Annotated in this window: 13 protein-coding genes; 5 read left to right on the forward strand and 8 right to left on the reverse strand. The window is 42.2% G+C overall.

Features of this window, described 5'->3' with window-relative positions; all coding sequences use genetic code 11:
- Genes FD961_RS01665 through FD961_RS01675 form a run of 3 tightly spaced genes read left to right on the forward strand, consistent with a single transcriptional unit; the run spans position 1 to position 2,959 of the window.
- Positions 1 to 1,113, forward strand: coding sequence for a glycosyltransferase family 4 protein (locus FD961_RS01665; RefSeq protein ID WP_215393840.1), 1,113 nt, complete (start codon positions 1 to 3; stop codon positions 1,111 to 1,113).
- A gap of 22 nt (positions 1,114 to 1,135) precedes the next feature.
- Positions 1,136 to 1,939 (forward strand): glycosyltransferase family 2 protein, encoded by an 804-nt coding sequence (locus FD961_RS01670; protein ID WP_215393841.1) that lies wholly within the window; start codon positions 1,136 to 1,138, stop codon positions 1,937 to 1,939.
- Between the two features lie 33 nt (positions 1,940 to 1,972).
- Positions 1,973 to 2,959, forward strand: coding sequence for an NAD(P)-dependent oxidoreductase (locus FD961_RS01675; RefSeq protein WP_215393842.1), 987 nt, complete (start codon positions 1,973 to 1,975; stop codon positions 2,957 to 2,959).
- 299 nt (positions 2,960 to 3,258) lie between these two features.
- Here FD961_RS01675 and FD961_RS01680 read toward each other — a convergent pair whose 3' ends face one another.
- Together FD961_RS01680 and FD961_RS01685 are read right to left on the reverse strand one after the other, a co-directional pair.
- Complete coding sequence (locus FD961_RS01680; RefSeq protein WP_215393843.1) at positions 3,259 to 4,341, reverse strand: glycosyltransferase; 1,083 nt, start codon at positions 4,339 to 4,341, stop codon at positions 3,259 to 3,261.
- 176 nt (positions 4,342 to 4,517) lie between these two features.
- A complete protein-coding gene (locus FD961_RS01685; RefSeq protein WP_215393844.1) occupies positions 4,518 to 5,546 on the reverse strand; it encodes a calcium:proton antiporter in 1,029 nt (342 codons plus the stop codon).
- A 125-nt stretch (positions 5,547 to 5,671) separates the two neighbouring features.
- Here FD961_RS01685 and FD961_RS01690 point away from each other — a divergent pair, with 125 nt between their 5' ends.
- Positions 5,672 to 6,034, forward strand: a complete 363-nt coding sequence (locus FD961_RS01690; RefSeq protein WP_215393845.1) for a sirohydrochlorin chelatase — start codon at positions 5,672 to 5,674, stop codon at positions 6,032 to 6,034.
- Here FD961_RS01690 and cobA read toward each other — a convergent pair.
- Genes cobA through FD961_RS01705 form a run of 3 tightly spaced genes read right to left on the reverse strand, consistent with a single transcriptional unit; the run spans position 5,957 to position 9,175 of the window.
- Positions 5,957 to 6,847 carry a uroporphyrinogen-III C-methyltransferase gene (gene cobA / locus FD961_RS01695; protein WP_215393846.1) on the reverse strand — a complete coding sequence of 297 codons (891 nt, stop codon included), beginning with the start codon at positions 6,845 to 6,847 and terminating at the stop codon, positions 5,957 to 5,959. The two genes, FD961_RS01690 and cobA, sit on opposite strands and share 78 nt — an antisense overlap.
- 31 nt (positions 6,848 to 6,878) lie before the next feature.
- Positions 6,879 to 7,472 carry a DUF934 domain-containing protein gene (locus FD961_RS01700; RefSeq protein WP_215393848.1) on the reverse strand — a complete coding sequence of 198 codons (594 nt, stop codon included), beginning with the start codon at positions 7,470 to 7,472 and terminating at the stop codon, positions 6,879 to 6,881.
- The gene (locus tag FD961_RS01705) at positions 7,469 to 9,175 is read right to left on the reverse strand and encodes a nitrite/sulfite reductase (RefSeq protein ID WP_215393849.1); all 1,707 of its coding nucleotides are present in this window, start codon (positions 9,173 to 9,175) and stop codon (positions 7,469 to 7,471) included. Before FD961_RS01705 ends, FD961_RS01700 begins: the two co-directional genes overlap by 4 nt.
- Positions 9,176 to 9,353: 178 nt before the next feature.
- On the opposite strand from FD961_RS01705, the gene FD961_RS01710 reads away from it, so the two are divergent.
- The gene (locus FD961_RS01710; protein ID WP_215393850.1) at positions 9,354 to 10,643 is read left to right on the forward strand and encodes a serine hydrolase; all 1,290 of its coding nucleotides are present in this window, start codon (positions 9,354 to 9,356) and stop codon (positions 10,641 to 10,643) included.
- A gap of 75 nt (positions 10,644 to 10,718) precedes the next feature.
- Here the strand turns inward: FD961_RS01710 and FD961_RS01715 are convergent, their stop codons facing one another.
- From FD961_RS01715 to FD961_RS01725, 3 genes are read right to left on the reverse strand one after another with little or no spacing between them, the layout of a single operon-like run.
- Positions 10,719 to 11,090, reverse strand: a complete 372-nt coding sequence (locus FD961_RS01715) for a hypothetical protein (protein ID WP_215393851.1) — start codon at positions 11,088 to 11,090, stop codon at positions 10,719 to 10,721.
- Between the two features lie 5 nt (positions 11,091 to 11,095).
- Positions 11,096 to 11,329, reverse strand: a complete 234-nt coding sequence (locus FD961_RS01720; protein ID WP_071464676.1) for a hypothetical protein — start codon at positions 11,327 to 11,329, stop codon at positions 11,096 to 11,098.
- A gap of 19 nt (positions 11,330 to 11,348) precedes the next feature.
- Positions 11,349 to 12,269, reverse strand: coding sequence for an amidohydrolase (locus FD961_RS01725; RefSeq protein ID WP_215393852.1), 921 nt, complete (start codon positions 12,267 to 12,269; stop codon positions 11,349 to 11,351).
- Between the last annotated feature and the right edge of the window lie 4 nt (positions 12,270 to 12,273).

A 12,273-nucleotide genomic window follows, 5' to 3' on the forward strand; every position in this document is an offset into this window, starting at 1 on the left:
GTGAAAGGCTGCAAAAGTATTGAACTGCCAACAATATGCATTCCACTGATTGGTGCTAAATACCATGGCGGAGTGCGAATTATATTTAAAATCGCAAATCATTTAACTTCTATTGGATTAAAAGTTATATTGCTATGCCCTAGAGGTGCATGGAGTCCAATTTATAAGATAAATTCTGGTATTGAGGTTGTGTTGCTTGATGCTAGAAATATTTTCCACTACTTACTTTTGCTTTGGAGCTACTTCTCTACGAGAAAGCATTCTGTTTTTATACTTTCGCATTGGTTAACTGGATTTATTTATTCGTTGTCACCAGGCGTGAAACGTAAGAACTCAATATATTTTGTCCAGGATTCTGAAGAAGTTTTTTTTAAAAAGTCTACACTAATTGGAAGGTTACTGAGGTTTTTTGTTTTTTGGGGGTATAGACATTCTTCGAATAATTTTATTGTAACAACCATTTACGGAGAAAGAAAACTCCGGGTTATAGTCAAAAATTTATCAGTTTGTATTCACAGGGTTATCTTGGGGGTTGATAAACAAGTTTTCTACCCCGACTCATCAGCTCCAAAGAAGAATGTTGTCCTTTTTTTCCCCAGACGAGGTTGGTTCAAAGATTTTGAATTGTTAAAAAATGTTTTTAACTGCTTGTATTTTAGTGAGTCGCTTAATTGTTATGAATTTTGGTTTGTGTCACAAGAAACCGATCTTTTCTCTAGTTTTGAAACTTTTGATCGCGTCAAATTTTTTTCCATCAAGTCTGATGATGAATTGCGCACAATATATAACTCTGCAAAATTATTGATACATACCTCTAAGTATGAAGGAGTTTGCCTTCCTATATTGGAGGCGCTTTCTTGTGGGACATACGTTATTGCTACTAATTCTTTTGGTCCTCTAACCTACTTATCTCGTTCCAATTCAAGAGTGGTTAACATTAGAAGTCCGGAGGAAATTGCCAATTTGGCTATTTCCTATCTTCAGTTTGGCGAAATAAATTGCAAAGATATCTCAGATACAGTTAAAAATCTTTCTATTGATAATTTTGTTGTAGATTTCTCTAACATTATCTTATCTTTTGCAATGAAATTTAATAAAGTTAGAAGCTCTTAACCTTCCAGATAATTTATTATTTATGCTGACAGTATCAATAGTCCTATTTAAGACAGATTATCACCAGCTTACTAGATGTATAAATAGCATTAATAACTCAATCGATGCCACTATATTTCTCATTGATAATTCACCAACTAATGGGCTCGAGAAATTCGCATGTCTATTTAACAATGTTAAGTATATTTTTAACCCGGCTAATCCGGGATATGGAGCGGCGCATAATTTAGCCTTAAGACACGCGCTTCAAATGGGCGGAAGTTACCACCTGGTTTTGAATGCCGATGTCTATTTCGATGCGCCAACTATTGGCGGCCTTATTAACTATATGAATCGAAGATCTGATGTTGGTCTAGTGATGCCAAAAGTTCTTTTTCCAAACGGTAATATTCAGTACCTGTGTAAATTAGTTCCTACACCATTTGACTTAATTGGCAGAATGATCTTCACTAAAAAAATTTGGAAAAAAAATAATTTCAAATTTGAAATGCGATCTACTAATTACAACAAAGAAATGTTTGTTCCTTATCTATCTGGATGTTTTATGTTTTTACGAACTGATGCATTAAGGAAATGCGGAGTATTTGACGAGAGATTCTTTATGTATCCAGAGGATATAGATTTAACAAGGAGAATTGCAGTTGAATACAGAACAATGTTTTATCCTGAGGTAACTATTTATCATGAATATGGGGCCGCCTCTAAAAAGTCAATAAAAATGCTTTTTATACATGCTTTCAATATTATTAAATATTTTAATAAATGGGGCTGGATTTTTGATGCGGAAAGAAGTCGATTGAATAAGATTGCAACTACGAATACTTGATTTTAAAATGTCTAAAAAATTAGGGGGTATTTTTTGAGTGTAATCGTAATTGGAGGTAGTGGGTTCATAGGGACAAGACTTTGCATTCGCTTAAGCCAAGCTAAAATCGAATTCGAGATTATAGACAAAGACCCGAGCATATTTTTCCCTGGTGAGGCATTAAAGGCTGATGTTCGTAGACCGCTAGTACATAATTCTTCTTCTGACCCCTCGGCGTTTATTAATCTTGCTGCGGAGCATCGCGATGATGTTCGTCCATTAAGTTTGTATGATGAAGTGAATGTGGATGGCGCTAAAAATATTTGTAATTTAGCTAGGGCTAAAGGCGTTAATAAAATTATTTTCACTAGCTCAGTAGCTGTTTATGGGTTTGCCCCTTTGGGAACTGATGAATCTGGGGCAATTGCTCCTTTTAACGACTATGGTCGCACCAAGTGGGAGGCGGAACAAGTTTATAAGCAGTGGCAATCAGAATACCCAGAATGCCGTTGTCTAGTAATAGTTCGTCCAACAGTAGTTTTCGGGGAGAGAAATAGGGGGAATGTTTTTAATCTTCTCAAGCAAATTGCCTCTGGTAAATTTGTAATGGTTGGCAATGGCTCAAACCGAAAGTCTATGGCTTATGTTGAGAATGTCGCAGCGTTCTTGGAATATTCTTTGGGGTTCAAGCCCGGCGTGCATATCTATAACTATATTGATAAGCCTGATTTTACGATGAATGCCTTGGTTGCGTATGTAAATAAGCTGCTGGGTAGATCGGCTGAGATTAAATTTAGACTGCCATTTTCTCTTGGTCTATTAATTGGGTCTTGTTTTGATTTTGTAGCAAGTATTACTGGAAAAAAGTTTCCTATCAGTGCTATCAGGGTTAAAAAGTTTTGCGCCAATTCAGTATATGAATCTGCAATCGAATCAACTGGTTTTATTCCACCTACCCCATTAATGGAGGCGATAGAAAAGACAGTTCGTTTTGAATTTATTGAAGATCATAAAGGTGAGCAGGTTTTTTATTCTGAATAGTAATTTTCTTCATTTTTATGACCAGTCCTCAGATATAGGGCTTCCATGTTCAGCATACCTCATCACTGTATCAGTCTGTGACCATCGGCCTCTTTGCATAATTATTGAAATGCTCGCCCCTGAATTAAGTAAATCCGCAGCCCCTACACTCATGAAATGGCCGCTGATACCTTCAATTTCTGATTTAATTGAAGTGGGGGTAGTTAAATTAGGGGATTGGCTCGCTAACGCAATATATCTTGCTCGATAGAATTATTTGCACTTTATTCTTTAAATATTTTCAAGTTTACGGATTCTAACTATTGAGGACGCATCCACTGCGGTGTTTTGAAAGTCACCAGTCTTTTGTAGAGCCAGACATAGGTGGCAATAAATATGATTGAGAATCCCATCAAGATGGGGGTGGAGTGCCAAAATAAGATTGCTGGAATAATGGCCATTGAGCTGAGCACCCAAAGATAAGGTGATGTTTTTGCATTGGCATTGAACCACTCTAATTCATTGCTAATATAAGAAGGATTCAAAATTCTTCTAAAGATGAGCGAATGGAAATGGATGCCATCGGGGTGGCCTGGACTTTTACCTTGATGAAACTTTCTGCGGTAGATGGTAAAGAGTGTCTCCAGAATTGGGTAGGCATTGACCATCACTGCAAACCAAGGTGAAATTTCATTATGACGACTGACAGTCATCACGCTTAGCATGGCAACCCAAAAACCAATTAAATAGACGCCACCATCACCTAAAAATATCAACCCTCTAGGGTAGTTCCAGATAAAAAATCCCAAAATGGCGCCGATCATCGCAAAGCTCAGAAAGATCAGAAGCGGGTCATTAAATTGGATGCCCATATAACCAAGGGCTATCAATGTGATCATGCCAACCATGCTTGAGAGACCATTAAAGCCATCAATAATGTTGTAAGCGTTAGCAAGACCCGTAACAGCAAAAACGGTGAACGCGATAGAAATGGCTGGCATAGCTATCAGAAGGTCAAAACCCAGGATATCTAATCTATCGATACTGACACCTAATAGTAGCGAAGCAATTAATGCACCTAGCGCGGTAAAAAGTAAACGAGTGCGCACACCTACTTTTTTGGTGAGGTCCTCTAGTAAGCCGATGCCAAAGACTGGCAGCGCACCAAAGAGTAAAAAAAGTTCTTCAGTATTGCTTGCAGAATCTTGATAACGAAGTGCAATCGCAGAGAAAATGCCAAGACCAATACCTAAACCCCCAATTCTGGGGACAGATCTAGTGTGGAACTTCTGCGGGCCATTAAGATCGATATCCCCACTAATTCGCCCATGAATACTTTGGGTACGAATAATGAGAATCGTGACAATAAAGGAGACGAAGAATGCTGTGATTAAGCTGACCATTAAGTGATTATAGAATCTAAAAGTACTATTTTTAGGTAGTCTGGGGGTATTTGCTGACTTTGCTCCCGATGTTCTATTGATGGTGGGGTGTCAATATTGGATATCCGCATGTGATGCGTAGCTTATTGCAAGAAATTCAAACAATAATCCCTGTTTTGCTCATATTTAGCCTTTGTTTAAGGCACCAAACTTAAGAATAAGTACTCAAAGAAGATGATGAGGTGTACCACGCCTTGTAATAGGGTAGTTCTGCCAATCGCCAGAGTGAGCGCCCCAATAAAGAAGGTCAAGTACATGAGTGTCATATTCAGGCTGCTGATACCCAGGCTCAATGGAAAATTAAAGTAAATCGCAATGGCAGCAATTGTGGGAATGGATAATCCAATACTGGCGAGCGCTGATCCAAGTGCTAAGTTCAAGCTACTTTGTAAGCGATTAGCTTTAGCAGCTCTGACGGCTGCAAAGGCCTCTGGCAAAAGTACCAACATTGCAATAGCAATGCCGACAATCGTTTTAGGGGCGCCAGCAGCCTTAACGCCGGCCTCAATAGCTGGGCTTAGTAACTCTGCGAGGCCTACAACAATAATGAGTGAGGAGATGAGTAATGCAACGCTAATTCCAGTCTTGAGATTGCTAGGCTTTGGCGCATGAAAGTTGATATCGTTTTTCTTATCTTCAACTTTGGGTAGGTAATAGTCTCTGTGACTTACCGTTTGAAAGAATAAAAATGCAGCATAGAGAGCAAATGAGGCAATGCCCGCAAAAGCCAATTGGCTCTTGGTGAAGTCAGGTCCTGGAGTGCTGGTAGTCACGATTGGCATTACTAAAATAAATGTAGCGAGCGCTGTCAAAACTGCTAATGCAGAGTTGGTGCCTTCGTTGCGAAATGACATTTCATGATGGTGTAGACCGCCAATAAAAATACATAAGCCAATCACACCATTGAGAACGATCATCACTGTTGCAAATACGGCATCGCGTGCGATGAATTCAGAACCCTCGTGCCCAGTTAGCATCATAGAGATAATCAGCGATACTTCAATAATGGTGACGCTAATCGCCAATACTAGGGCGCCATAGGGTTCACCTGTCTTATGAGCAATCACCTCTGCATGATGGACGGCTGAGAGTACCCCGCCAATCAGCAGGACGGCCATTAGGGCTATAAACCAAGTTTGAGAAGCCAGAGAGTGAAGAAGTTCCATGAATTGGCCTTATCGAATTAATTAAAATTCACTATTACAAAATAAGAGTTAAGCTTACAGATAAATCTAGATTAAAAAAGATTCATCTAGTAAAACCGATAATAGTTAGAGTTTAAAAGTAATTTATGAAAGCAATCATTCTTTTTGGTCATGGCGCCAGAGATAACCGTTGGCGCGAGCCCTTTGATCGACTCGCTAGTCTATGGCGTGCCCAGCATGCTGACACCCCGGTAGAACTCGCTTTCTTGGAAATGATGCAACCATCACTAGAAGAGGCTGTGACTTCATTGGTTAGTGGAGGCGCCACTCAAATTACTATAGTGCCCGTCTTTTTTGGCCAGGGCGGTCATTTGCGTAATGATTTTCCTTTATTGCTAGATGCCTGCCGGGAAAAATTTCCGAGGGTTAATTTAAGCGCGACGCCTGCCGTTGGCGAGGACTTGAGTGTCTTGCAAGCTATTGTTGATTTCGGAGCTAGATCCCTCTAAATTTTCTTCAGAGCCTGTGGCGTTACTATTTGAATTTCTTAGTGCTTCACCAACCATAATCAATGCTGGTGAATGACTATCAAACCAATCATCCGCTTTGCCAAGTGCTAATTCGCCAAGAGTGCTAGACCACAGGCGCTCACGAGTGGTAGATACTGCCTCCAAAATTTGCACTGGTGTACTGGCAGTTTGATTGGGGCTTTGCTCAATGAGTTGCTTTGCAATTTTGGCAGCATCTTTACGCCCCATGTAATAAACCAAGGTATCTGCGTTTGGGTTTGTGATGGGTTGTAGGGTTTTATCTTGATTTGAAAGCGAGTGATCGGTGCCTTGAGCTAAGGTAATAAAGGCAACACTTCTGCTGATGCCTCGTAAAGTAAGTGACTGCTGCAAGCTTGCTGCACCAGCTAGGGCTGCAGTAATGCCGGGGACTACTTCAACCCTAATGCCAGCAGCTTTCAACGCAGTAATTTCTTCATCAGCCCTACCAAAGAGCATGGGATCGCCACCTTTTAGACGCACGATGATTTTGTACTTTTGAGCGGCATCTACTAAGCGCTTATTAATAAACTGCTGCGCAGAAGAGAGCTTGCCACAGCGTTTACCTACAGCCACTAATTCAGCCTGAGGGCATAGAGCAAGCATCTCGGGCTCTACCAGAGCATCATGAAAAACAATATTTGCCTGTGCCAAGAGTTTTGCTCCCCGCACAGTAATCAGATCTGCTGCACCAGGTCCCGCACCGACTAGATACACTTTCCCCAATTCGCCAGAAGCGCTTTGGTTTAAGGTGTTGCTCAGCTCTTTGCTCATTTTTGGATGAATCGTTTTTCTATAATCATAGTTAGACGCTTAGTTTGCTTAAAGTTGCACGCTTATCACGCCAGCTATTCTGAGTCGTCACTGAGAACAAATCAAATTGCTTGAGAGCAACATCCGTCTTTTGGTCTGGGCGTAATGCAAAACTATCAAAACCAACGCGGGCACCTTGTAAGAGTTGATCAATCAGCACATCACCAATGGCACGAACTTCACCAGTCCATTGAAATCGATCACGCAGTAGTGCAGCAGTACTAAAGCTTCTACCATCTCTAAAAATCGGGAAGTGCGCTGCTACTAGCGGCCATATCTTTTTGCCTTCTTCAATCAGTTCAGCATGTTTCAAGATATCGTCATCAGCAGCAAACCACACGCCAATATGACCTGCTTTTGTTTTGCTCTGAATGTCGGATTCCTGGTAATGTTGTGCCCACCAAGCAAAAGGTACTAGAACATTCTGCTTGCCGTGCTCTAAATCAGGAAGGCCGCCTTCATCCTGGCTACCATTCCAGATCAGCCATTCATTAGGGGCTAAGTTAGGTTTGCCACCTTTAGGAAAATGCAAAATCTGATCATGTGCAGCAATTTCAGTGCTATTACTTAGATTGGCTTGACTCATGAAGCATCTCCCGCAATTTCTGCCTTCTCTTTCTTCTTAGCATTCTTGTAGGCGGCTTCTTTGAATGGGGCCACCCCAATTCTGCGATAGGCATCTATGAAAGATTCATCTTCGTTGCGATGATTTACATAAGTGTTAATCACGTTAGTGATGACGTCTGGGATTTCATCTGCGTAAAAAGAAGGTCCAATCACTTTGCCGATGGCGGCATCGTTACCTTGCTCACCACCTAAGGTAATTTGATACCACTCTTCACCGTCCTTATCGACACCTAAAACGCCAATATTGCCAACGTGATGGTGTCCACAAGAGTTAATGCAGCCCGAAATGTTGAGTGAGATATCACCCAAATCAAATAAGTAATCGAGATCATCAAAGCGCTCCTGAATCGCTTTGGCAATCGGTAGAGACTTGGCATTGGCTAAAGAGCAGAAGTCGCCGCCAGGGCAGGCAATGATGTCAGTCAGTAGACCAATATTTGGTAAGGCTACTTTTTGCTTTTTCGCTTCTTGCCAAAGTTCATGGAGCTTAGATTGTTCTACATCAGCCAGTACTAAGTTTTGTTCATGCGTTGCACGCAACTCACCAAAACTATATTGATCTGCTAAATCAGCGATTGCCAACATTTGTGCAGTGGTGGCGTCACCAGGCGCTACTGAGCCATGTGGCTTAAGCGACAAAATCACGCTCGCATAACCAGGCACCTGATGCGGTTTCACATTACGCTCTAGCCATCTTGCGAAAGACGCTCTTTCTGCTTCGCTCGCAGTATTGATCACTTGTTGATCGGATAGCTTTGCCAGAGACAGATATGCAGGTTTGGTGAAATGCTTCGCAACACGATCCCACTCTGCCTGGGTAAAGTTGACATCGCTATCTTTGTTAAATAGCCATTCACCTTCGACTTGGCGGGCAAATTCTTCTGGGCTTAAGGCTTTCACTAAGATCTTGATGCGAGCCTTGTAAAGATTGTCTCTGCGGCCAAAGCGGTTATATACGCGCAATAGGGCAGTGAGGTAACTTGGCAATAGCTGCCATGGCAAGCCAGTCTTAATGAGTGAGCCTAAGATTGGTGTGCGACCCATGCCACCACCAGCATAGATGTCAGCAATGAGTTCCCCATTTGTATTTTTCTTGAGTTCAATACCAACATCATGGCAAAGGAGGATTGTGCGATCTTCTTTGGCACCATTAATCGCAAACTTAAATTTACGTGGCAAGTGCGCAAACTCTGGATGTAATGTGGACCACTGACGGAGTAGCTCACATATAGGGCGTGGGTCAACATACTCATCACCAGCAACGCCAGCAAAGGCATCACTCGTAATATTACGAATGCAATTGCCAGAAGTTTGAATGGCATGCATTTCTACTTTGGCAAGCTCAGCCAAAATATCGGGTGTATCTTCAAGTGTGACCCAGTTGTACTGAATATTTTGACGAGTAGTGAAGTGACCATAACCGCGGTCATACTTTTTAGCAATCAAGGCCATTGCGCGCAATTGATTAGAATTAAATAAGCCGTATGGAATTGCTACGCGCAGCATGTAAGCATGGCGTTGGTGGTAGAGGCCATTCTGCAAACGCAGTGGGCGGAATTCTTCTTCAGCAAGGCTGCCATCAAGGCGTCTTGCTACCTGGTCTCGAAATTGTGCAACTCGTTGATCTACAAGGGTTTGGTCAATGTGGTCATATTTATACATAGCCCACGATTGTCATGGATTTTCAATATTCCTTCAAATACTCAAAAATCAATCCTATATAACTCATAGCTATATAGATGTGAGAAAACCCTAAGCTATTAAAAGTCTGCTTCAATAGTCTCAGAAGACTCAAAACAGAGGGCAATCAAAGCCCCAAAAACCCAAAAATGGAGACAAGATGAAGAAATTACAGGCTATTGGCCTTGCGCTGACCCTTGGCGCTGGCTTATTGAGCAGCACAACCTTGCTTGCTGCCGATTATTCAAAGGCACCATTGCCATTGAGTGCTACCCCCGGTCAAGGTTTTAGTCCAGACGGCCTGAAGAAAATCGACGCCTTTTTTGCAGACCAGATTGCCAATAATCAATTGCCAGGGGCGGTATTGGCTGTTGCTAAAAATGGCAAGTTAGTTATTTTCAAGCCCTATGGTTATGCAGATAAGACAAATAACAAGCCAATGACTACGGACGCTATATTTAATTTGGCATCCATGACAAAAGTGATGGCGACTGTTGGTGGCCTCACATTTTATGAAGAGGGTAAGTTACCGCTCAATGCTCCTATCTCCAATTGGCTCCCCCAATTTAAAGAGATGAAAGTAGGCAAAGTGGATGGGGATGGCAACCTCACAACCGTGCCAGCAAAAAATCCGATAACCGTGCAAGATCTCATGCGTCATACCAATGGCTTAACGTATGGCGGTCGTGGTACAACGCCAGTACATAAATTATTCCCAGCAGGCTCTGCTCCAGCGGCAGTGCAATATACATCTTCAGAATTTATTGATAAGTTAGCTAGCAATCCATTGCTATATGAGCCAGGTACCGCCTGGGATTATGGCTTTGGTATTGATGTGCTGGGCATCATTGAAGAAAAAATTTCAGGGAAGTCTTTGGGCGGCGTACTACAAGAGCGTATTTGGAATAAGGTGGGTATGCCCAATACTACTTTTCAGGTAGCGGAAAAAGATCGGGCTCGTTTAGCTCAGCCATTGCCAATCGATCCGCTCACTGGCAAGCCACAAAAAGTCGATATTCTGAATCAAACGGTAAAGTTTGATTGTGGTGGTTCCTGTGCGTTCTCAACCGCGGGTGACTATGTTCGTTTTGGTCAAATGCTGCTCAACGGCGGTAGCTTGGATGGCAAGAGAGTCCTCGGCCCTCAAACTGTGGCATTCATGACCTCGAATCATTTGAATAAAGATATTAAAAATAATGTGGGCGGTACTGAGCCAGGGCGTGTTGGCTATGGCTTTGGCCTAGGCGTAGCAGTACGTATGGAGCGCGGTCTCTCAGCGATTAACGGCAATATTGGAGACTTCACTTGGAATGGCGCCAATGGAACTATTTTCTGGGTAGACCCAAAAGAGCAAATGGTCGTTGTGATGATGGCAGTTGCTCCCGGTGAAATACGTAAGGTTCATCGCGAGCAACTCAATGCGGTGATTTACGGAGCATTGGAGAAGTAAATTCAAAATCAACCGCGGCAATCGAAAAGCCCCTTGTTTAGGGGCTTTTGCTTTTAGAGTTATAGCTTGATGCTTTTACAGTCCATGCTCTCGATAGTGCCTGTAAAGATTGGCTATCGATGCAAATCCCAAAGTCACAATGAGTACTGCAAATAGGTATTCGGTAGTAAGGTAGTTAAAGACTTTGAGTTGTATAAGAACAGCGGCAGCAATAAAGATGCCAATGGATCCAAATGCCACTAGTTTGAAGTTGGGTATGAATGCACCCAAGGTAATGGCAATAAACACCAAGTAGAGATCAGATACCAATTGATCTGCAGTCACAAAAATAGAATTCGTTAATTCAGGGTTTATGAATTTACCCAAAATAGCAATCACAAGAATGCTAGTCAGTATGGCAAAGTTCAACTTTGCTTTAGTCAGAATCGCTTTGAATTGATCGCTCATATTGCTTAAGTCAATGCAGCGCCATTGCCATTAAAGACGAGGCTCATTCCTAGCCAGAGAAGAATAAAGGCAACTAATACAGTAAAGCCAATTTTCTTAAGAAAGAATTCAAGAGTATCCATATAGGCTTCATCATTGCGACCAAACCATTGGTTAAAACGTTTCCATACTAGGCGGCCAACTACTAGTGGCAGCAGCATCGCAACAATGCCCAAGATAACAGTAAGGGTGGTATCCATATAAACCTATTCTTTTCACTTAATTTTGTTCAGCATTAAACGCTGGGAAGTCATACAGAATACAAGGGTTATCTACCAAGATGGATTTTCTTAGGGCCGGGTCTGTAACCCAGTCTCCAAAAAGGTCGCATAGATCGGCATCATGAGGCATTTGCTTCTTGACCATCACATGTGGCCAATCACTTCCCCAAATCAGTTGCTTGGGATTTGCCTTAATCACTGCATCATTGAATGGGCGCATATCAGAGTAGGGAAGATCGCCATCGCAAATACGATAAGGTCCCGTCATCTTGACCCAAGCCTGCTGATTTTTGAGTAAATCTAATAAACCCTGAAATCCTGCATCATGGGCCCCATGTTTTGCATGGCTATAACCAAAATGTCCAAATACTAAATCTACAGGAAAGTTTTCAAAAACCTTGGCAAGGTTAGGATACTCATTGACATGCATCAAAAGCTCAAGATGCCACCCAAATGGTTTGATACGTTCGGCTAATGATTTGAGATTCTGTACTGGTAATCCAGCAGACTTATCGGCTACATCGACGATATTGCAGCGAATGCCGCGCACTCCAGCGGCATGCAATTGCTCTAATTCTTGATCTTGAATATCGTTCGGATTATTGGAAACAACTGCAACACCTCGAAATTTCTGGGGGTGCGCTCTCAATGCCGCAAGCATGGCTCGGTTATCGATTCCATAAACGCTTGGCTGAACGAGGACCGCTCTATCAATGCCTAGCATGCCCAGTAGAGATTGATAGCTCTCTAATGTGGCGTCTGGCGGGGTGTAGATACGCTCCCGTGCATACGGGAACTGCGTTGCTGGTCCACAAACGTGTGCATGACAGTCTACAGCCCCAGCCGGATATTCAATCTTGGGTGATCGAATCTCTGGATCTGGTGCTTGGCACAATGGTGCTTGAGTGTGAGAAGTCAAAGCT

It is taken from the genome of Polynucleobacter sp. TSB-Sco08W16 (assembly GCF_018687455.1).
Lineage (GTDB): Bacteria > Pseudomonadota > Gammaproteobacteria > Burkholderiales > Burkholderiaceae > Polynucleobacter.